This is a genomic window from Rhizobium sp. PvP014, assembly GCF_017876855.1.
In the GTDB taxonomy this organism is placed as follows: Bacteria; Pseudomonadota; Alphaproteobacteria; order Rhizobiales; family Rhizobiaceae; genus Neorhizobium; species Neorhizobium soli.
Window position 1 is genome coordinate 2,586,452 of record NZ_JAGIOT010000002.1, and the last position, 21,616, is coordinate 2,608,067.

General features: G+C 60.0%; 19 protein-coding genes. 7 read left to right on the plus strand and 12 right to left on the minus strand.

Translation table 11 applies throughout. The features are described from left to right. Nucleotides 1-179 precede the first annotated feature (179 nt). The 6 genes from mmsB to araD1 form a co-directional block, all read right to left on the minus strand. Nucleotides 180-1,370 (minus strand): multiple monosaccharide ABC transporter permease, encoded by a 1,191-nt coding sequence (gene mmsB, locus J3A65_RS17075; RefSeq protein ID WP_209902432.1) that lies wholly within the window; start codon nucleotides 1,368-1,370, stop codon nucleotides 180-182. A 2-nt stretch (nucleotides 1,371-1,372) separates the two neighbouring features. Then, the gene (gene mmsA, locus J3A65_RS17080) at nucleotides 1,373-2,932 is read right to left on the minus strand and encodes a multiple monosaccharide ABC transporter ATP-binding protein (protein ID WP_113165639.1); all 1,560 of its coding nucleotides are present in this window, start codon (nucleotides 2,930-2,932) and stop codon (nucleotides 1,373-1,375) included. A gap of 53 nt (nucleotides 2,933-2,985) precedes the next feature. Continuing rightward, nucleotides 2,986-4,029 (minus strand): multiple monosaccharide ABC transporter substrate-binding protein, encoded by a 1,044-nt coding sequence (gene chvE / locus J3A65_RS17085; protein WP_245341700.1) that lies wholly within the window; start codon nucleotides 4,027-4,029, stop codon nucleotides 2,986-2,988. Nucleotides 4,030-4,136: 107 nt separating this feature from the next. Then, on the minus strand, nucleotides 4,137-5,981 hold the full coding sequence (locus tag J3A65_RS17090; protein ID WP_062581527.1) for an IlvD/Edd family dehydratase: 1,845 nt from the start codon (nucleotides 5,979-5,981) through the stop codon (nucleotides 4,137-4,139). Nucleotides 5,982-5,983: 2 nt separating this feature from the next. After that, nucleotides 5,984-6,916 (minus strand): Gfo/Idh/MocA family oxidoreductase, encoded by a 933-nt coding sequence (locus tag J3A65_RS17095; protein ID WP_156461874.1) that lies wholly within the window; start codon nucleotides 6,914-6,916, stop codon nucleotides 5,984-5,986. A gap of 1 nt (nucleotide 6,917) precedes the next feature. Then, nucleotides 6,918-7,907: an AraD1 family protein gene (araD1, locus tag J3A65_RS17100; protein WP_062582998.1), complete on the minus strand. Its 990-nt coding sequence runs from the start codon at nucleotides 7,905-7,907 to the stop codon at nucleotides 6,918-6,920. Between the two features lie 329 nt (nucleotides 7,908-8,236). Between araD1 and ytfQ the strand changes: the two genes are divergently transcribed. From ytfQ to J3A65_RS17125, 5 genes are all read left to right on the plus strand, one after another. Continuing rightward, entirely contained in the window at nucleotides 8,237-9,196 is a 960-nt protein-coding gene (ytfQ, locus tag J3A65_RS17105) for a galactofuranose ABC transporter, galactofuranose-binding protein YtfQ (protein ID WP_113111665.1), read from the plus strand. A gap of 172 nt (nucleotides 9,197-9,368) precedes the next feature. Beyond that, nucleotides 9,369-10,874 carry a sugar ABC transporter ATP-binding protein gene (locus J3A65_RS17110; protein WP_062581521.1) on the plus strand — a complete coding sequence of 502 codons (1,506 nt, stop codon included), beginning with the start codon at nucleotides 9,369-9,371 and terminating at the stop codon, nucleotides 10,872-10,874. Further along, entirely contained in the window at nucleotides 10,874-11,908 is a 1,035-nt protein-coding gene (locus tag J3A65_RS17115) for an ABC transporter permease (RefSeq protein ID WP_062462101.1), read from the plus strand. Before J3A65_RS17110 ends, J3A65_RS17115 begins: the two co-directional genes overlap by 1 nt. Next, the gene (gene yjfF, locus J3A65_RS17120) at nucleotides 11,905-12,891 is read left to right on the plus strand and encodes a galactofuranose ABC transporter, permease protein YjfF (protein WP_209902435.1); all 987 of its coding nucleotides are present in this window, start codon (nucleotides 11,905-11,907) and stop codon (nucleotides 12,889-12,891) included. Before J3A65_RS17115 ends, yjfF begins: the two co-directional genes overlap by 4 nt. 1 nt (nucleotide 12,892) lies before the next feature. After that, nucleotides 12,893-13,693, plus strand: a complete 801-nt coding sequence (locus J3A65_RS17125) for a FadR/GntR family transcriptional regulator (RefSeq protein ID WP_082471960.1) — start codon at nucleotides 12,893-12,895, stop codon at nucleotides 13,691-13,693. On the opposite strand, the gene J3A65_RS17130 is transcribed toward J3A65_RS17125, so the two are convergent. The 6 genes from J3A65_RS17130 to J3A65_RS17155 form a co-directional block, all read right to left on the minus strand. After that, complete coding sequence (locus J3A65_RS17130) at nucleotides 13,671-14,507, minus strand: GNAT family N-acetyltransferase (RefSeq protein WP_209902437.1); 837 nt, start codon at nucleotides 14,505-14,507, stop codon at nucleotides 13,671-13,673. The two genes, J3A65_RS17125 and J3A65_RS17130, sit on opposite strands and share 23 nt — an antisense overlap. Continuing rightward, entirely contained in the window at nucleotides 14,504-15,250 is a 747-nt protein-coding gene (locus J3A65_RS17135) for an aspartate/glutamate racemase family protein (protein WP_209902440.1), read from the minus strand. The genes J3A65_RS17130 and J3A65_RS17135 overlap by 4 nt, the downstream gene beginning before the upstream one ends. 9 nt (nucleotides 15,251-15,259) lie before the next feature. Next, a complete protein-coding gene (locus tag J3A65_RS17140; RefSeq protein WP_062462092.1) occupies nucleotides 15,260-16,078 on the minus strand; it encodes an ABC transporter permease in 819 nt (272 codons plus the stop codon). An 18-nt stretch (nucleotides 16,079-16,096) separates the two neighbouring features. Then, the gene (locus J3A65_RS17145; protein WP_209902442.1) at nucleotides 16,097-17,008 is read right to left on the minus strand and encodes an ABC transporter permease; all 912 of its coding nucleotides are present in this window, start codon (nucleotides 17,006-17,008) and stop codon (nucleotides 16,097-16,099) included. A 151-nt stretch (nucleotides 17,009-17,159) separates the two neighbouring features. Continuing rightward, nucleotides 17,160-18,449 (minus strand): PotD/PotF family extracellular solute-binding protein, encoded by a 1,290-nt coding sequence (locus tag J3A65_RS17150; protein ID WP_092659172.1) that lies wholly within the window; start codon nucleotides 18,447-18,449, stop codon nucleotides 17,160-17,162. 37 nt (nucleotides 18,450-18,486) lie between these two features. Continuing rightward, a complete protein-coding gene (locus tag J3A65_RS17155) occupies nucleotides 18,487-19,575 on the minus strand; it encodes an ABC transporter ATP-binding protein (protein WP_192077900.1) in 1,089 nt (362 codons plus the stop codon). 235 nt (nucleotides 19,576-19,810) lie between these two features. Between J3A65_RS17155 and J3A65_RS17160 the strand changes: the two genes are divergently transcribed. After that, a complete protein-coding gene (locus J3A65_RS17160) occupies nucleotides 19,811-20,524 on the plus strand; it encodes a GntR family transcriptional regulator (protein ID WP_209902444.1) in 714 nt (237 codons plus the stop codon). 171 nt (nucleotides 20,525-20,695) lie between these two features. After that, nucleotides 20,696-21,526: a transporter substrate-binding domain-containing protein gene (locus J3A65_RS17165; RefSeq protein WP_092659166.1), complete on the plus strand. Its 831-nt coding sequence runs from the start codon at nucleotides 20,696-20,698 to the stop codon at nucleotides 21,524-21,526. The last annotated feature ends 90 nt before the right edge of the window (nucleotides 21,527-21,616 follow it).

The following is a 21,616-nucleotide window of genomic DNA, read 5'->3' on the forward strand; positions in this document are numbered from 1 at the left end:
TTCTCCCCGAACGAGCCGGGCAGCTAAGGCGACCCGATCGCGGCAATAATATGTCTGTGTTGCCGCCCTCATTACGTAGGCGCTCGCCTACTTTCAATAAGGGTTTAGCGCATCGGCGTCGCAATAAAAAAGGCGGAAGCTGAAGCTCCCGCCTTTCGCTGTCTCTCTGTGATGAGGGTTCAACGGCGCTGGTTGTAGACGTCGACGCAGACGGCGCCGAGCAGAACCAGACCCTTGATGACCTGCTGATAGTCGATGCCGATGCCGAGGATCGACATGCCGTTGTTCATCACGCCCATCAGGAAGGCGCCGATGACGGCACCCGTGACCTTGCCAACGCCGCCGTAAGCCGAGGCGCCGCCGATGAAGCAGGCCGCGATGACGTCGAGCTCGAAGCCCGTGCCTGCCTTCGGGGTCGCGCTGTTGAGGCGAGCGGAAACGACGAGGCCGCCTAGCGCTGCCAGCACACCCATGTTGACGAAGGTCCAGAACACCAGACGCACGGTCTTGATGCCGGACAGCTCGGCTGCGCGGGCATTGCCACCGACCGCATAGATCTGCCGTCCGATGATCGTGCGGTTGGTGAAGAAGCCGTAGGCGACGATCAGCACGGCCATGATGATCAGCACGTTGGGCAGGCCGCGGTGCGACGAGATCAGGTAGGCGACATAGCCGATGGCAGCCATGACAAGGATGTTCTTGCCGATGAAGAAAGCCATCGGTTCGGATTCGACGCCATGCTCGACACGCCGTGCGCGGCTTCTGAAGTTCTGCCAGACCATCAGGGCGGCCAGTACCAGGCCGATGATGAAGGACGTCAGATAAAGGCCGCCCGTCGAGGAGATCAGTTCCGGGATGAAGCCGGAAGACAACTTCTGGAAGGTCGGATCGAAGGGACCGATCGACCGGCCGCTAAGGACCGCGATCATGAACCCGCGGAAGACCAGCATGCCGGCAAGCGTCACGATGAAGGACGGAATCCTGAAATAGGCGACGAAATAGCCCTGCATTGCGCCGATCACGCCACCGAGCACGAGGCAGATGATGCTCGCCGTGACAAAGTCGAAGCTGTACTGCACCATCAGCATCGCCGCGACCGCGCCGACGAAACCGGCGACCGAACCGACCGAAAGGTCGATGTGGCCGGTCACGATCACCATCAGCATGCCGAGCGCCATGATGACGATATAGCTGTTCTGGAGAACGATGTTGGTGATGTTGAGCGGCTTCAGCAGAACGCCCCCCGTTGCGACCTGGAAGAAGATGACGATCACGACCAGCGAGATCAGCATCCCGTAGTCACGAAGATTTTCCTTCCAGAAACCTGTCGCCGCCTTGGGAGCGGTAATTGCTTCCTGCGGAGTGCTCATAATTATCTCCCCTTGCGGCGCATGATAGCGCGCATGATATTTTCCTGCGTTGCCTCTTCGCCGGCGACTTCGCCGACAAATTCGCCCTCGTGCATGACCATGATCCTGTCGCAGATGCCGATGAGCTCGGGCATTTCGGACGAGATCACGATGACTGCCTTACCGGCATCCGCAAGTTCGTTGATGATGGAATAGATTTCGTACTTGGCGCCGACATCGATGCCGCGTGTGGGTTCGTCCAGGATCAGGATGTCCGGGTTGGTGAACAGCCATTTCGACAGCACGACCTTTTGCTGGTTGCCGCCGGAAAGCTTGCCGGTTTCCTGGTAGACGTTATGGCTGCGGATCCGCATACGGTCGCGGAATTCCTGGGCAACCTTCATTTCGCGGATGTCGTCGATCACGCCGCGTGACGAAACGCCGCCCAGGTGCGCGAGCGAGACATTCTTGCGGATGTCCTCAGACAGGATCAGCCCGAGATGCTTGCGGTCTTCGGTGACATAGGCAAGGCCCGCCTTGATCGCCCGGTGCACGTCCGAGGTATCCGCTGGCTTGCCATGGATCTTCACGGTGCCGGAAATATCGCGGCCATAGGCGCGACCGAACACGCTCATCGCGAACTCGGTGCGGCCGGACCCCATCAGGCCGGAGATGCCGACGACTTCGCCGGCCCGGACCTTCATGGACACGTTCTTGACCACCTTGCGGTTCGAATGCTGCGGATGGTGGACGGACCAGTCGTCGACCTCGAAGATCACCTCGCCGATCTTCGGCTCGCGCTTCGGGTAACGGCTTTCGAGATCGCGGTCCACCATGCGGCGGACGATCTCGTCCTCGTCGACCGGACCTTCGTGACAGTCGAGCGTGCCGACCGTACGACCGTCGCGCAGCACGGTGATGCGGTCCGCAACTTCCGAGATCTCGTTCAGCTTATGGCTGATCATGATCGAGGTAATGCCGTTGCGGCGGAATTCCTTGAGGAGTTCGAGCAGGGCTGCGCTGTCGGTTTCGTTGAGCGAAGCGGTCGGCTCGTCGAGGATCAGCAGGCGCACGTCCTTGGACAGTGCCTTGGCGATCTCGACCAGCTGCTGCTTGCCGACACCGAGGTTGGTGATGAGGGTTTCGGGCACCTCGGCAACGAGACCGACCTTGGCGAGCAGGGCCTTCGTGCGGATGTAGCGAGCATCGCGGTCGATCACTCCGTACTTGGATGGCGCGTTCGCGAGAAAGATGTTCTCGGCAATCGACATCAGCGGGATGAGCGCGAGCTCCTGGTGAATGATGATGATACCGAGCTTTTCGGAATCGTTGATGTCGCGGAAGTGGCGTTCCTCGCCGTCGAACAGGATCGAGCCTTCGTAGGAACCATGCGGGTACACGCCCGAAAGCACCTTCATCAGCGTCGACTTGCCGGCACCGTTTTCGCCGACAAGGGCGTGAATCTCGCCTTCCTTGACGGTAAAGCTCACGTCCGAAAGCGCCTTAACGGCGCCAAAACTTTTTGAAATGCCGCGCATTTCCAAAATAGGCGGTTTATCCGCCGACAATACAGGATCAAGCATGAGAACTCCTGGAATAGGAAGCCGCGCGACGCTTGCGCCGCGCGGCCAGAGACTTACTTGAGCTGCGATTCCTGGTAGTAGCCAGTGTCTACGAGGATCTTCCAGTTCGTCTTGTCGACGACAACTGGCTTCAGCAGGTAGGACGGAACGACCTTCTTGCCGTTGTCATAGGTCTTGGTGTCGGTGACAGCAGGTTCCTTGCCGTTCATAGCGGCATCAACCATGTCCACGGTGACCTTCGCAAGTTCGCGCGTGTCCTTGTAGATCGTCGAATACTGTTCGCCGGCGATGATCGACTTGACCGAAGGCACTTCCGCGTCCTGACCGGAGACAACCGGCATCGGCATGTCGCCGGAACCGTAGCCTACGCCCTTGAGCGACGAGATGATGCCGAGCGAGATACCGTCATAGGGAGACAGAACGCCGTTCAGCTTCTTGTCGGAATAGGTCGAGGACAGGATGGCGTCCATGCGAGACTGGGCAGTTGCCGGATCCCAACGAAGGGTCGCGACCTTGTCCATGCCGGTCTGGCCGGAGCCGACCTTGAGCGTGCCCTTGTCGATCAGCGGCTGAAGGACGCTCATCGCACCGTTATAGAAGAAGAAGGCGTTGTTGTCGTCCGGCGAACCGCCGAACAGTTCGATGTTGAACGGGCCCTTTTCGGTATCGGCCTTGAGACCCTTTACCAGCGAGGTTGCCTGCTGAACGCCGACCTGGAAGTTGTCGAAGGTCGCGTAATAGTCGACATTCGGTGTTTCGCGGATCAGGCGGTCATAGGCAATGACCTTGATCTTCTGATCGGCAGCCTGCTGCAGAACGTCGGACAGTGTCGTGCCGTCGATCGATGCAATCACGAGAACCTTGGCACCCTTGGTGACCATGTTTTCAATCTGCGACAGCTGGTTCGGGATATCGTCTTCAGCGTACTGAAGGTCCACGTCATAGCCACGTTCTTTCAGAACCTTGACCATGTTGTCGCCATCGGCGATCCAGCGGGCAGAAGACTTGGTCGGCATCGCGACGCCGACGAGACCCTTGTCTGCAGCAAACACAGGCGACGCGAGCGCGACACCTGCGAAAATTGCAACCGTGGTCATGAGTTTCAAAATTTTCATAAGTAACTCCTCCGTTTCAAGCAGCTCACAATTAAGCTGCCGTATTATCCGGGAGAGGCTCCCCGCCTCCCCTCACGACCTTTTTCAGGTCAGTGATTGTCGCGCGGCAGACCTTCGGTCTGCGCAATGCGCTGGTATTTGACAGCCGGTTCGAGAACCGCACCGGTTTCCATCTGCCCGACGATGCCGCGCTGAATTTCCTGCCACGGCGTCTGGTGCTTCGGATAGCGATAGCCGCCCTCGGCGTCCAGAGTGCTTCGACGTTGTGCAAGCTCATCATCCGAAATCAGGATGTTGGCTTCGCCGCGACCGAGATCGATGCGCACACGGTCGCCGGTCTTCAAAAGTGCAAGACCACCACCTGCTGCCGCTTCCGGAGACGCGTTGAGGATCGACGGGCTGCCCGACGTGCCGGACTGGCGTCCATCACCGATGCAGGCGAGCGAGCTGATACCCCGCTTCAGAAGGTAATCGGGAGCGCGCATGTTGACGACTTCGGCAGCGCCCGGATAACCGATCGGACCGGCACCGCGCATGAAGAGAACCGAATGCTCGTCGATCTCGAGCGATGGATCGTCGATGCGGTGGTGATAATCTTCCGGACCGTCGAACACGATCGCACGGCCTTCGAAGGCTTCCGGATCGTTCGGATTGGAGAGGTAACGCTCGCGGAACTCAGGCGAGATAACGCTGGTCTTCATGATGGCCGAGGAGAACAGGTTGCCGCGCAGAACGCGGAAGCCGGCCCGTGCCTTCAGCGGTTCGTCGTAACGCTTGATGACCTTGTCGTCCTCGATGATCGCACCGCGACAGTTGTCGCCGATCGTCTTACCGTTCACCGTCATCGCATCTTCGTTGATGAGGCCCTGCGTCATCAGCTGGTTGACAACAGCCGGAACACCGCCGGCATGGTAATAGTCTTCACCGAGATATTCGCCGGCTGGCTGCAGGTTGACCAGGAGAGGCACTTCCTCGCCATAGGTCTGCCAGTCGTCGACCGTTAGTTCCACGCCGGTATGGCGGGCGAGCGCGTTCAAGTGGATCGGCGCATTGGTCGAGCCGCCGATCGCGGAATTGACGCGGATGGCGTTGATGAAAGCGTCCTTGGTCAGGATGTCGGAAGGCTTCAGGTCTTCCCTGACCATTTCGACGATGCGAAGGCCAGTGAGATACGAGACTTCCTGGCGGTCACGGTAAGGAGCCGGGATGGCGGCCGAACCCGGCAGCTGCATGCCCAGCGCTTCGGCCAGCGAATTCATCGTCGTTGCCGTGCCCATTGTGTTGCAATAGCCGGTGGATGGTGCCGAAGACGCGACAAGCTTCACAAAGCCCGCGTAATCGATCTCGCCCTTGGCCAGAAGTTCGCGTGCCTTCCAGACGATCGTCCCGGAACCGGTGCGTTCACCGCGGAACCAGCCGTTCAGCATCGGGCCGACCGACAGGGCGATGGCTGGAATGTTGACGGTGGCAGCAGCCATAAGACAGGCTGGCGTGGTCTTGTCGCAGCCGATCGTCAGCACGACGCCATCGAGCGGGTAACCGTAGAGAACTTCGACAAGGCCGAGATAGGCTAGGTTGCGGTCAAGGCCCGCGGTCGGGCGCTTGCCGGTTTCCTGGATCGGATGCACCGGAAATTCGATGGCGATGCCGCCCGCTTCGCGAATACCTTCGCGCAGACGGTTGGCAAGCTCGAGGTGGTGGCGGTTGCACGGCGACAGGTCCGAACCGGTCTGGGCGATGCCGATGATCGGCCGGTCCGACTGAAGTTCGGCCTGGCTGAGACCGAAGTTCATGTAGCGCTCGAGATAGAGCGCGGTCATGTCGACATTGTCAGGATTGTCGAACCAGGCGCGCGACCGCAGCTTACGCGCGTCCTGGCGGCGCTCTCCGGTTTCGGCGATTTCACTTGAGGGCGCGTTTTCCGAATTGCTCATCTTCAGTCCTCGAATGCTTCAGTTTCAATGCGCCGGCCAAGCATGAAGGCATCCGCCACATGCACCAGCGGTGAGAAATCCGTATCGCTGTCACCCTTGGTGACGAGCGCCACGAAATCCCGATACAGATTGCGATATTCGCGATCTTCCTCGACGATCTGCGCCTCGCCGTCGACGATCAGGCGGCTGCCGCCGTGAGTGAGGACGATCGTGCCCTCTTCGGTCTCGACCCGGATGTCCCAGGTCTGCGGCCCCGTCTGACGCCAGTCGAATTCGGCCGCCACAGGCAAGCCGCTTTTCGTTTCGAAGGCAAGGCTTGCAGCGATCGGCGCGGCACGATTGGCCGGGAAGGTCAGTTCGGAGCGCACGAGATGAAACGTTTCGGGCATGATCCGCGTGACGATCGACAGAGCATTGATGCCGGGATCGAAAACGCCGAGACCGCCCGGCTCCCAGATCCACGCCTGACCCGGATGCCAGTGGCGAACATCTTCCTTCCACTCGACCGAAACGCTTTTCAGCGTCCGCTCGGCCATCAGCGCCCGTGCAGGCTCGACAGCCGCGGCAGCGCGGGAATGCCATGTTGCAAACAGGCTGAGGCCTTTTTCCCTCGCCAGCGTTTCCAGCGCAAAGACTTCCGAAAGCGTTGCGCCCGGCGGCTTTTCGAGCATTACATGCTTGCCGGCTTCAAGCGCCGCCTTTGCCTGCTCGAACCGGCCCTGGGGCGGCGTACAGAGAGAGACGGCGTCGATTTCGACGCCGGAGGCCAGCAGCTCGTGAATATCGGCAAAACACGCGACATTTTCGAGCGAGGCGTTGCGGCTGGCGACTGCGACGAGATCGATCCCGTCGGTCGCTTCGATTGCGCCGAGATGCTGGTCCCTGGCAATCTTGCCAAGTCCGACGATAGCGAGACGAATGGGGGTCATGGCCACCTCAGAGCGCCTTGATCGCGACAGGCGTTTCCGCTGCCACAGCCAGACGGTTCACGAGCGGAAGCTTGAACGGCGCCGCATCGATCTCGAACACATCGCCGGCTTCGGTCTTGATGCCATGCGAGACCGACAATGTCGCCGTGCCGAAGAAATGGACATGCAGATCGCCCGGCTGGCGGAACAGGTCGTATTTGAAATTGTGGTATTCGAGGTTGGCGATCGAGTGCGACATGTTCGCTTCGCCCGACAGGAACGGCTTTTCGAAGATCACCTCGTCACCGCGACGGATGCGCGACGTGCCTTCGACATGATCAGGCAGCTCGCCGACCAGAAGTTCCGGTCCGAGCGCTGCCTGGCGCAGCTTGGAATGGGCAAGCCAGAGATAGTTGCCCTTCTCGGTCACGTGATCGGAAAATTCGTTGGAGAGACAGAAGCCGAGGCGGAACGGCGTGCCGTCGGGGCCGATCAGATAGATCGCCGCCAGTTCCGGCTCCTCGCCGCCATCAAGCGCGAACGAGGGAGAAACGAGATCTTCGCCGGTTGCGCGCAGCTGCGTTCCATTGCCCTTGTAGAACCATTCCGGCTGAGCACCGACTTCGCCGTCCTTCGGCTTGCCGCCCTCGACGCCCATCAGGAACATGCGCATGGAATCGGTCGGCTTTTCTTCCGACTGCGCTGCCTTGTGCATCTTGTCGCGACCATCGGCGGAACCGAGATGCGTGAGGCCGGTGCCGGCAACGATGAAATGGGCTGGATCGGGATGCGAGACCGGCAGACCAAGACGTCCGCTCTGCGCGGCAACGTCGAGGTCGACTTCATCACCAAGCCCGAGTGCTTCGATCTGCTGCGCCAGACTCAGGCCTGCTGCAATGGCCTTCTGGGCAAGCTCGTAGGTTGAGGAAACGCCATTGACGACGCGCGGAGTATCTCCGCTCCAGGCGACAACCTGAACATCGCCAGACAAGCTCGCAACCTGAAGAATTCGCAACATATGCCCTGCCATCCGATAAGTCTGATAATATTGAAGCGCAGTGTCTCCCGAAACCGCGCCAACCCCTCCCATCAGATCACGATCCGATGCGTCATTAATACGACTATTGGATAACGGGACGTACTGTCAAGAACGAGATGGCTTCAGAGTGCCATCATCGTAAACAAGGGAGAATTCTAAATAGCGAGTGGAATCATATAGATAAATGAGGATCTCGCAAAATCGCGTTTCGAAAGCGTGATTTTTCGCAATTTTGCGTCTTGCAAAAGTATGATTATATGCCAAACCTTCGACCGTCAGTTTTCTTATCATCTCTGGGAGGATTTAAGATGAAGAGAGCACTATGGGCGGCTACCGCCATTGTTACCGCATGCCTAGCGTCGAGCGTTTCCGCAAAATCCCTGACAATCGGCTTCTCGCAGATCGGATCTGAATCCGGCTGGCGCGCTGCCGAAACGACAGTGACGAAGCAGCAGGCCGAAAAGCGCGGCATCACCCTGAAGTTTGCCGATGCGCAGCAGAAGCAGGAAAACCAGATCAAGGCAATCCGCGGCTTTATCGCCCAGGGCGTCGATGCGATCCTGATCGCACCTGTCGTTGCCACCGGCTGGGACGCAGTCCTGAAGGAAGCCAAGGAAGAAAAGATCCCTGTCATCCTTCTCGACCGCGAAATCGATGCACCGAAAGATCTCTACCTGACGGCCGTCACCTCTGACCAGACCTTTGAAGGCAAGGTTGCCGGCGACTGGCTGGTGAAGGATGTCGGTTCCAAGGACTGCAAGGTCGTGGAACTGCAGGGAACCACCGGTTCCTCGCCTGCCATCAACCGCAAGAAGGGTTTCGAACAGGCTATTGCCTCGCATTCGAACATCAAGATCGCGCGTTCGCAGACAGGTGACTTTACCCGCACCAAGGGTAAGGAAGTCATGGAAAGCTTCATCAAGGCAGAAGGCGGCGGCAAGGGCATCTGCGCCGTTTACGCTCATAATGACGACATGGCCGTCGGCGCGATCCAGGCCATCAAGGAAGCCGGGCTGAAGCCGGGCACCGACATCAAGGTCGTCTCGATCGACGCCGTTCCGGATATTTTCCAGGCTATGTCGAAGGGTGAAGCAAACGCGACTGTGGAGCTCACGCCGAACATGGCAGGCCCCGCGCTCGACGCACTCGAAGCCTACCTGAAGGACAAGAAGGAACCACCAAAGTGGATCCAGACAGAATCGAAGCTGTACACGGCTTCTGATGACCCGATGAAGGTGTACGAAGCCAAGAAGGGCCTCGGCTACTGATCTCCCGCCGCCCGATCTAGCTCTCGACCGAGCCGGGCAGTTTTCAACCGGGGCAGCTTTTTCAAGAGCTGTCCCGGCCTCCACTTATGCGGGCTGGAGCATGACAGACATACAGACTTCCTCAGAAAATTCGTTCTCCGCCACAGACCGAGAACGTCTCGATGACCCGCTCATGGAAGCAAGGGGCGTCGGCAAATCCTTTCTCGGCGTCACCGCGCTTGAGGGCGTGGACTTCACGCTGCAGCGGGGCGAGATCCATGCGCTGCTTGGTGAAAATGGCGCCGGCAAATCCACGTTGATCAAGATCCTGACAGGTGTCTACACGCGTGACCGCGGCGAGATGCGGCTGGATGGCCATGACGTGACTCCGGCCAACGTCGCGGAAGCGCAGGCGCTCGGCATCGGCACCGTCTACCAGGAAGTCAATCTTCTCGAAAATCTCACGGTGGCCGAAAACCTGTTCCTCGGTCGCCAACCAAGCCGCTTCGGGTTCATCGACCGACGCGAGATGCGTCGGCGCGCGAAAGCGCTTCTCGCGAGATACGGCCTCGATATCGACGTCGATGCGCTTCTCTCCTCCTATTCCGTCGCGATCCGCCAGATCGTCGCGATTGCCCGTGCCGTCGATCTTTCCGGCAAGGTGCTTGTTCTCGACGAGCCGACCGCAAGTCTCGACAGCCAGGAAGTCGAAATGCTGTTCGTCGTGCTGCGCAGGCTGCGCGAACAAGGTCTCGGCATCATCATCATCACCCACTTCCTGAACCAGGTTTATGCAGTGGCCGACAGGGTCACCGTGTTGCGCAATGGCAGGCTGGTGGGCAGCCGGGCGCTGGCCGAACTGCCGCGTCTCGAACTCATCTCGATGATGCTCGGCCGTGAGCTGCAGGACATTACCCGAGAGCATCAGGCCCACGAAGAAACCGTCGCCCCAACCGGCGAGGCGCCCATTCGTTTCGCCGGCTACGGAAAACGCGGCAGCGTCGCCCCGTTCGATCTCGACATCCGCCCCGGTGAAGTCGTCGGCGTCGCTGGACTTCTCGGGTCTGGCCGCAGCGAAACGGCCTTCCTCCTTTTCGGCATCGACCGCGCAGACAGCGGTACAGCCAGCATCGACGGCAAGGAGATCGCCCTCTCCTCGCCGGTGGCGGCCATTTCGAACGGGTTCGGCTTCTGTCCGGAAGAACGAAAGACGGACGGCATCATCGGCGACCTTTCCGTGGCCGACAACATCGCCCTGGCACTGCAGGCCCGTCAGGGCTGGGCAAAACCGATCTCGTCGCGCGAGCGCCGGGCCCTAGCTGAAGGGTTCATCAAATCCCTGGACATTCGCCCCGCCGACGCGGAGCGGCCTATCAAGTTCCTCTCCGGCGGCAACCAGCAGAAGGCTATCCTCGCCCGCTGGCTGGCGACCGAACCACGGCTTCTGATCCTCGACGAACCGACCCGCGGCATCGATATCGGCGCTCACGCGGAAATCCTGAAAATGATCGAGCGGCTGTGTGCCGAAGGCATGTCGCTTGTTGTGATTTCCTCCGAACTGGAGGAACTGACGGCGATCGCCCACCGGGTCATTGTTCTTTCCGACCGCCGCCACGTGGCGGAACTCACCGGCAGCGACGTCAACGCCGACAATATCATGCAGGCGATTGCCGCACCGAACCGGACGGAGGCCGCCTGATGAACCCGATAACCCGTCGCCTCAAGCGACTTGCGCCGCAGCTGATCGCGCTTGCGATCATCCTCGGCATGATCACGGCGATCGCGCCCGGCTTCCTGACGATCTCGGTCCAGAACGGCCGCGTCTATGGCAGCCTCATCGACATTCTGGTGCGCGCCGCACCGGTCGCACTTTTGACCATCGGCATGACGCTGGTCATCGCGACGCGCGGTATCGATCTTTCGATCGGCGCCGTCATCGCCATCTGCGGTGCCGTTGCCGCAACGCTGATCGCCGATGGATATCCGATCCCGGTCGTCATCGTCGTATCGCTCGGCATCGGCCTCGTCTGCGGTCTCTGGAACGGCATTCTCGTTGCCCTCCTCGATATCCAACCGATCATCGCAACGCTGATCCTGATGGTGGCGGGACGCGGGATTGCCCAGCTGATCACAGAGGGCGTCATCCTCACCTTCAATGACGACACGTTTTCGGCGCTCGGATCCGGTTCCTTCGCCGGCATTCCGATCCCGATCTTTCTCTGGCTCGGCACCGGCCTTCTCGTCGGCCTGCTGGTCCGCCGCTCGGCACTCGGCTTCCTGATCGAGGCAACCGGCATCAACCGGCGTGCCGCAACGCTTGCCGGTGTCAAAGCCCGCTTCCTGCTGTTCTTCGTCTATGCGATCTCGGGCCTCTGTGCCGCAGTCGCCGGTCTGATCGTGACCGCCGATATCCGCGGCGCCGATGCCAACAATGCCGGTCTCTGGCTTGAACTCGATGCGATCCTCGCGGTCGTCATCGGCGGCACGTCGCTGAACGGCGGGCGCTTTTCGATCACAGCGTCGCTGATCGGCGCGCTGATCATCCAGTCGATCAACACCGGCATTCTCGTTTCCGGCTTCCCGCCGGAATTCAACCTCATCATCAAGGCCGGCATCATCATCATCGTGCTGACACTGCAATCACCCGCCGTCATCACCATGCTTGGCTTCTTGAGGTCGCAGCCGAAAGCCAGCAAGAACCCGGTTTCCAAGGTTGAAGGAGCGGCAAGATGATCCACACCCGCAACCTTCCCTTCGTCACGACGCTTGCCATCTTCGTTATAGCCTACGGGCTCTGCATCCTGCAGTTTCCAAACATGCTGTCGACGAGGGTGATCGGCAATCTGCTGACAGACAATGCGTTTCTCGGCATCGCCGCTGTCGGCATGACCTTCGTCATTCTGTCAGGCGGCATCGATCTCTCGATCGGCTCGGTGATTGCCTTCACGAGCGTGTTCGTGGCCGTGGCCGTCGGCTCGCTCGGCCTGCACCCGCTGACTGCCTTCTTAGCCGTTCTCGTCATCTCCACCCTGTTCGGCAGTCTGATGGGGGCGATGATCCGCTATCTCGGCATTCCGCCTTTCGTCGTGACGTTGGCCGGCATGTTTCTGGCACGCGGCGCCGCCTACCTGATTTCCACGGCGTCGGTACCGATCAGCCACGAGATGATCGACGCGATCCAGGGTTTCTACTTTCGCTTTCCCGGCGGCGGGCGGCTGACGGCGCTTGCGATTTTGATGCTGCTCGTCTTCATCATCGGCGGGTTCATTGCCGGAAGGACGCGGTTAGGCGCGAATGTCTACGCGATCGGCGGCAATATCCAGTCGGCGGAGCTGATGGGCGTACCCGTCGGCTCCACGACGATCGGCATCTATGCCCTGTCAGGCTTCCTGTCGGGCTTGGCCGGCATTGCCTACACGCTTTATACCTCGTCGGGTTATTCGCTGGCCACCGTCGGCGTCGAACTCGATGCGATTGCAGCCGTCGTCATCGGCGGTACGCTTTTGACCGGCGGCGTCGGGCTTGTAGCCGGCACGTTCGTCGGCATCCTTATCCAAGGCCTGATCCAGACTTACATCGTCTTCGACGGAACCCTGTCGTCCTGGTGGACGAAGATCGTCATCGGCATCCTCCTTTTCGTGTTCATTGTGTTGCAGCGCGGTATCATCTGGTATTCAAACCGGCGATTGGCCGAGAGTCGGCTTAAGGAGATCTAGTTTGAGTTTGCTGGAAACGACGATTAACGGGCGAAAGCGCCGTAGCAACCACGCAACGGTGGTCGCTGGGCTTGGCCGCGGGATCGTTTCCGGCACGTTCCCCGAAGGCTCTCTCCTGCCCGGCGACACCGAGCTTTCCGCACGGTTCGGCGTATCGCGCACGGTGTTACGCGAGGCGATGAAGACGCTGTCTGCCAAGCGGCTGGTCGAAGCCAAGGCGAAGGTCGGTACCCGCGTCCTCGACAGTTCGAGCTGGAATTTCTTCGACGCGGATGTCTTGAGTTGGCGTTTCGAGACGAGTCTCGATTACGAATTCATCGAGCATCTGGCCGAAATGCGCACCGCGCTTGAGCCGGCAGCGGCGGCGGCGGCGGCTTTGAGGGCAACGAGCGACGACATCGTTTCGCTTTACGCGATCGCTGCCAAATTCGACAATCTCAACCACACGCCGGAATCAATCGCCAACGTGGATCTCGAATTCCATCTGGCCATCGCCCGCATGTCCGGCAATCCGTTCATGCGTTCGGCAAGCGCTTTGATCGAGGCGGCACTGGCGATTTCCTTCCAGCTGTCGTCACCGGCCGCGTCGCCGGAAATGATCGACGAAGTCGCCTCCAACCATCTGCGCATCGCCCATGCCATCGCGTCCCGCGATCCGCAAAAGGCGATGTCGGCGATGCGTCATGTGATCGACGTCGGCAAAATCCGCATCCGCACGTCGCTGGATGCTGCGGAGAACGTGCCAGGCAACAAGACCGCCGAGCTGCGCTTCCCAGATTCTACCCGAGTTCCAACGTCGTGACCCCGAAGACATCGGATGTCTGCGCTGACGGCGGCAAGCCGCGATACATTCGGGCTGTCGTAAAACCTTTTTGGAATCCGGCTTCTGAAAGATAGTCCGAAAATTCCTGCTGCGGCGCCGGCACATCGATATGCACGGTCTCGCCTCCGGTTTCCGCGACGAGGCTTTGCAGTAGCGTGACGGCTTCGGTCGCACCCTCGGCGAAAAGCGGACCGATCTTGAACCCGTCGCTACATTTGCGGCAGACGCCATATCCTCTGATCTCTCCATCATCGATCAGGACCTTCGTCGACCTCGGCGGCTTCAGCCACTCGGAAAGAAACGCCTTGCGGACTTGCGGGAAGACGCTGCCATCGTAGTGGATGATAGCCGGCAAATTACCAACGTTGACATCGGTCACGCCGGCAACGGCGGTACCTTTGAGGCGGCCACTCCAGCGTATACTCTCGTAGAACGGCTCGAACCCCATGCTGCGATAATTCTGCTGTTGCTCCGCAACGCCATCGAGACCGATCGTGCGTCCCTCCAGATGGGCCATGCCAGCATCCCATACACGCCGGCCCATACCCTGCCCGCGAAAATCGGGATTTGCGATATAGAGGCCGATAAACCCGAAGTCATGGCCGTATCGCACAGCGGAGATGCCCGCTGCTAGTACGCCATTGACGAAACAGCCGATGAACCCCTCGGGATCCGCCGCATGAAAGGCCGCCGCATCGGCAAGCCCGGGGTTCCAGCCTTCCGCTCTCGCCCAGTCGAGAAGGCATTCAAGCTCCGAAAGTGCCAGCGTCCGGATGACGGCTGAGCCTGTCATCGCGTCGCAAGCCTGCTAGGCGCAAAACCCTCGAGAAGCCCCGCATACAGCTTGTTGACCGGCGTCGCATAGGCGCCGTTTTTAGCTGTCGACAGGCCGAGTGCCACCAGCATTTCCGCCTGTTTGACGGCAGCCGCGACACCATCCACGACTGGCACCCCGAATTCGGCCCGCAGCTCTGCGGTGAGGTCTGCCATGCCGGCGCAACCGAGCACGATCGCCTCGGCCTTGTCTTCCTTCAAGGCTAGCGCGATTTCTAAGCGAAGGCGCTCGCGCGCGTTGGATGTCGGATCTTCCAGCGACAGAACCGGGATATCGGCGGCCCGCACCTTGCAGCGGCCAGACATGCCATAGCGATGGACGAGATGTTCGAGCGGCAGGCGTGAGCGCTCCATGGTCGTCACGATGGTAAAGCGTTGCGCGATAAAGGCGGTGGCAGAAAGCGCCGCTTCGCAGATGCCGATAACCGGAATGTTTGCGAGAGCCCGCGCCGCATCGAGCCCCGTATCATCGAAACAGGCGATGATCGCCGCGTCGGCACCGGCCTTTTCACCCTTGGCAAGCTCGACCAAAAGGCCGGGGACCGCAAACACCTCATCATAATAGCCTTCGATCGACACCGGCCCCATGGACGAAGTGACGGCATGGATTTGCGTGCCGGAATTGGCAACGCGGGCGGCGCTGTCGGCCACGGTTGCCGTCATGCTGGCGGTGGTATTGGGGTTGACGATCAAAATGCGCATCGTGTGGGATCAGCTCCGCAGGCGGCGACGGTTGATATAGACGATCAAGCCGAGCGTTCCGGCAATGACCAGGAACGAGAACACCGTCGTCACCGTCCCCAGCGCATAAAGCACCGGCGTCGTGACATTGGTGGTCATGCCGTAGATCTCGAGCGGGAGCGTATTGTACGTGCCAGCTGTCATCAGCGTGCGGGCAAACTCGTCATAGGAAAGCGTGAAGCCGAACAGTCCGACGCCGATCAGGCTGGGTGCGATCATCGGCAGCACGACATTGGAAAACGTCTGCCAGGACGAGGCGCCGAGATCGCGCGCAGCCTCCTCATAGGCCGGCGAAAAGCGGTTGAACACGGCAAACATGATCAGCACGCCGAACGGCAGGGTCCATGTCAGATGCGCGCCGAAGGCAGACGTGTACCAGGTAGGCTCCAGCCCGAACTGCTGGAAGACGACGCCGATGCCGAGCGATACGATGATCGAGGGAACGACGAGACTGGCCACCGCCAGGTAAAAGAGCGCGGTAGCCCCGGCAAACTTGCGGCGAAAGGCAAGGCCCGCCAGGAGTGCCACGACGACCGTGACGATCATCACCATCACCCCGAGTGCTGTGGACCGCCGGAATGAACCGCCGAAATCGCCGACCGCCTGGGTCTCGAACAGGTTGACGAACCAGCGGGTTGAGACGCCGTTCAGCGGGAACGTCAGACCACCGTTCGGTCCCTGGAACGACAGGATCAGCACCGCAGACAGCGGGCCGTAGAGAAACAGCACGAAGATGGCGAAGAATAGGGCAAGAAAATAGAATTCGCGGCCGCGCTTGTCGCTGTGCATCTCAAAGCTCCCCCATCTTCACAGTTCTTTGCGGATATCGACGATGCGCAGGATGCCCGCGACCATCAAGAGAACGAGGACCAGAAGAACCACCGCATTGGCAGCGGCAGCCGGATATTGCAGCAGCGACATCTGGTTCTTCATCATCAGCGCCACCGACGCGCTCTGGCCCCCGGACATGACCTGCACGGTGGAAAAATCGGCCATGACCAACGTCACCACGAAGATCGTGCCGATCGCCATGCCGGGTTTGGCCAGCGGAATGATGACGTTGGTCAGGATCTGAAAGGACGAGGCACCGGCATCACGCGCCGCTTCGACCAGCGATTTATCAATGCGCATCAGCGTGTTGAAGATCGGCGTCACCATGAACAGCGTGTAGAGATGCACCATGGCAAGCACCACGGCAAAGTCAGAATACAGCAGCCACTGGATCGGCTCCGGCACGATGCCGGCACTGACAAGCGCGCTGTTGATCAGCCCGTTTCTCCCGAGAACCGGGATCCACGAAATCATCCTGATGATGTTGGATGTCAGAAACGGCACGGTGCAGACCAGAAACAGCACCATCTGCATCGCCGAGGTGCGAATGTGGAAGGCGAGAAAATAGGCGACCCAGAATCCGACGAACAGCGTGATCGCCCAGACGATCGCCGCAAATTTCAGCGTGTTGAGATAGGTCTTCCAGGTGACCCAGGATCCGAGCGTCTCCACATAGTTCATGGTCAGAAAGTCGGGATACATCTGGGCGAAATCGTAATCCCAGAAACTGACGATCACGATCATCAGGATGGGAAGCGCCAGGAAGAAACCAAGGATCAGCGTCAGCGGCGTCGCCTGTAGATAGGAAACGAGGCCAAGCGGGATGCGAAAGCTGCGGGCTTTGGGCATTTCCGGTTTCACCGCGTCCGCGGATGTGATCGTCGCCATCGGTGTTTCCTGCCTTCGTCGAAAGATGGAGCGGTGCCGCAAGTCCCCCTACCCCTTGGGGGGAGGGTGGCCGGCAGGCCGGGAGGGGTTTTGAAGAAAGGCCCCTCCCTAACCCTCCCCACAAGGGGGAGGGAACTTGTCGTACCTGCCGTTACGCCGCGATGAATTCGTTCCAGCGACGAACCATGTAGCGGTCCTCGTCCATCACCGAATTCCAGCAGGCCACATGGCCCATGCGTTCCTCGAAGGAGCCGCCATCGCGCACGGCACCGGCCTTTTCCATGACCTTGCCATCGGGCGCGACGATATCGCCCTGAGCTGCCTTGCCTTCGATCCAGTAGCCCCATTCGTCGGCCGACATATGTTCCTTGGCCGTGTCCATGGCGGCGGAATAGTAACCCTGGCGGTTGAGGTAGGCACCGACCCAACCGGATGTGTACCAGTTGATATATTCATAGACCGCATCGAGCTTGGCGCCGGAAAGATGCGCGGCAAGACCGAGACCGCCGCCCCACGAGCGATAGCCTTCCTTGAGCGGCTGATATTTGCAGGCGATGCCCTTGGAGCGGACGGCGGCAACGGCTGGCGACCACATCGACTGGATGATGACTTCGCCCGACGACATCAGGTTGACGCTTTCGTCGAACGACTTCCAGAAGGCGCGGAACTGGCCCGCCTGCTTGGCCTTGATCAGGAAATCGATGGTCGCATCGATCTCGGCCTTGGTCATGTTGCCCTTGTCGGCATACTTGATGTTGCCCATGGCTTCCATGATCATCGCGGCATCCATGATGCCAATCGACGGGATGTTCAGGATCGACGTCTTGCCCTTGAACTTCGGGTCCATGATATCGGCCCAGGTGGAGATTTCACGGCCGACCAGATCCGGACGAATGCCGAGCGTATCGGCATTGTAGATCGTCGGCATCATGGTGAACCACTGGGTCTCTTCCTTGGCGAACTTCTTGTCGCCCGCCTTTTCGACGAAGCCGACCGTATGCGGCGCCGTGCCCTGGGCGATCACGCTGTCCGGCTTCAGCTTGCCGTTCTTGAACAGCGGCACGACTTTGTCGTAATATTTCAGCTTCTTCACATCCATCGGCTGGATGACGCCTGCCGGATAGACCTTCTTGAGGATCCAGTATTCGATGTCGGCAATGTCGTAGGAGTTCGGCTGCGTGACGGCGCGCTGGGCAGCGGCATCCGAGTCGGTTGCGGTCATCTCGAGCGTGATGCCGAGATCCGCCTTGCACTTTTCGGCAATCGCATTGAGGTTTGAAACGCCGGTACCGAACTGGCGGATCGTGATCGGGTTCTGCGCCCAGATGGTCGGGAAGCCGGTAATGGCCCCCGAACCGGCAGCAAGGCCGGCAGCGGCAGATGCGGTCTTCAGCAGCGAGCGGCGCGAAAGTCCCTTCGCGGTCTTTTGAATTTCAGTCATTCCCATGTTCTCCTCTAGTTGATTATTGTGAGTGGGATCAGTGCTTGAGGCGCCCGAGGACAATCGCGTCCTCCCGGCCCCAGCATAGGGGGATCGCCTCTCCGACCTTGACCGGATTGGCGAAGAAATCGGTGTCGGAGAGGATCGCGGTAAAATCCTCGATGCCGGCGCCGTTGACCGACAGCTTCACCGAGGAACCGCGATATTCGATATTGGTGATAGACCCGGTAAAGCCGAGGCCCGTTTCGGATGGCTGGCCGATCCGGACATGATCGGTGCGGATGGCGATATCGGCCTGATCGGTCAGGTCGCCATTGTCGCCGACGGCCAGAAAATCGGCACCGGCTGGCACGGACAGCATCAGTTCCTGGCCATCGCTCTTGGTAACGCGACCGGAAATCACGTTGTGATCGCCCATGAACTTCGCGACGAAGGCTGTCGCCGGCTTTTCGAACACGACGCGCGGATGAGCCGCCTGCTCGATGCGACCGTCATTCATGATGACGATGATATCGGCAAGCGCCATCGCCTCTTCCTGGCTGTGGGTCACATGCACGAACGTGATGCCGAGCGAGGTCTGCAGTTTCTTCAACTCCGCGCGCATGCGGATCTTCAAAAACGGATCGAGCGCCGAAAGCGGCTCATCGAGCAACAGGGCTTCGGGATCGGTGATCAGCGCACGCGCCAGCGCCACGCGCTGCTGCTGACCGCCGGAAAGCTGGGCCGGGCGGCGCGTCGCATAGCCTTCCATCTGCATCAGCCGCAGCAGGTCCATCGCCTTGGCACGGCGGACATCCTTGTCGACGCCCTTCATCTTCAGGGAGAAAGCGACGTTGTCGACGAGATCGAGATGCGGAAACAGCGCGTAGGACTGGAACATCATCGCCGTGCCGCGTTTGGCGGGCGGAAGATCCGTGACCACCGTGTTGCCGAGCCGCACGTCGCCCGACGTGATGCTCTCGTGTCCGGCGATCATTCTCAGCGTCGAGGTCTTGCCGCAGCCGGACGGGCCGAGCAGGCAGCAATAGGTGCCGGCCGGGATCTTGAGACTGATCGCATGGACCGCCGTCGTCGTCCCATAGGTCTTGGTGACGGAGGCGATATCGATTTCGGCGGCCTTGCTCATGCGGTGCTCCCTGCTTCCAGAATGAGATGCATCCGCCGTGCCAGTTCCGATAACCCTTTGACCGCACTGGAACATCGGTTTGCGCTGAAAGAACCGTCTGAGTGCAGTGCGCAAAAATCATGCGATCGATGCCGATCCCATGCGCAAATCGTATGCAATCCTGCCCGTGGATCGCAGACATCCGATCTGGCAATCTCGATGTGGCTGGAGTAATGGAGATTAACGGGATGTGGTGATGAGTATCAGCGAGCAGATCATTCTCAGCGAGACGACGCCGGAAGACCGGTCTATGGCGATACGCGAAGCGCTGCGCAACGCGATCATCGACCGTCGCCTGGCGCCGGGAACCAAGCTTTCGGAAGCCGAAGTCGGCTCGCTGTTCGACGTCAGCCGCACCGTCGCCCGCGCCGCACTGCAGATGCTGACCTTTGAAGGCTTGGTGAAGACCGAGCGCAACCGCGGCGCCTTTGTCTCCAATCCGTCTCCCGACGAAGCGCGGCAGATCTTCGCGTCGCGCCGGCTGATCGAGCCCGGCATTGTCGCGGCCGCGCTCGAGCGGATCACGCTTGAGGACATCGAGCAGTTCCGGCGCCAGCTTCAGGAAGAAGAGCGCTACATGACCGAGCGCGGTCCGGCCGCACGACGCGCGGAGATCAAGGCTTCAGGAGATTTCCACCTGATGCTGGCTTCCGTTGCCGGCAATTCCATTCTGCAGCGCTTCATGGACGAATTGATAGCCCGCTCTTCACTGGTGATCGCGCTTTACGGACGCTCAGGCGTGTCGAGCTGCGGCCACAGCGAGCACTTCGCCATTCTCGATGCCCTCAAGGATGGTAACGGCGAACGGGCAGCCACCCTGATGCTGCACCATATCGATCATATCGAGGCCGATCTCGACCTGCAGGAGAAGCAGGGCCTCGGATTGAAAGACGCGCTCGCGATCGGCTGATCGATCAGTATCTGAACACTTACCAAGGTTCTATATTGCGGTGCGAAAGCGCGTTGACTCTGTTTGGGAAGCTCTGTCTATTTGTTCCATGCTTGGCCGGTTCACTCCGCCGAGCCAATAAACGGGAACAGCAATCGGCACGCGTATGCCGATAACGTGGAGACATCACCAATGCTGAAGAGACACCTGCTGAAGGCCGCCGTCGGCGCCGCGCTTCTCGTAACCACGGCACTTTCCGCCCATGCCGCAGATGACGCGCTTGCCCGCATCAAGGCGGCCGGCGTCATGAAGGTCGGCACGGAAACCGCCTTTGCTCCATTCGACTTTATCGATGCCGGCACGCATACGGGCCTCAACGTCGATTTCTTCGCAGAACTCGGCAAGGATCTCGGCGTCAAGATCGAATGGGTCGAGCTGCCCTGGGATGGCGTCTTCCCGGCACTGGAAGCCGGCAAGTTCGATTTCGTAGCCGGCCCTGCCACCATCACCAAGGCACGCCTGGAACGCTTCAAGATGACCGCGCCGATTGCAGAGGCAACCGTCGCCATCCTGAAGAAAGCCGGCGATACATCGATCACCAAGCCTGAAGACATTGCCGGCAAGGCCGTCGGCGCCGGCAAGGCGACCGCGCAGCTTGCTCAGCTGCAGCAATATTCCGAGACGCTTCCGACCAAGGTGACCGCCCGCGAATACGTTTCCTTCAACGATGCCTATGCGGATCTGGCTGCCGGCCGTATCGTGGCCGTCGCAAATTCCTTGCCGAACATCGCCTTCGTTGCAAAGCAGCGCGCAGGCGTCTTCGAAGTTGTCACGCCCGCCTTCGGCAAGAAAGCCTATTTCGGCTTCATCGGCAAGAAGGACGCCGACAGCGCCAGCCTCGTTGAATACGTCAATTCCGAAGTCATCAAGATGAAGAAGGACGGGCGCCTGGCCAAGCTGCAGGAAAAGTGGTTCGGCACGACGTTCGATACGCCGGACGAAGTGAAAGAACCTGCGTTCTAAGACACCTTGCGAACGGGCAGGATAGGACAGCTCCTGTCCTGCCCGCTTCAATCCACTGCTCCATCCGCCCGCCGCATTCCCCGGGCGAGA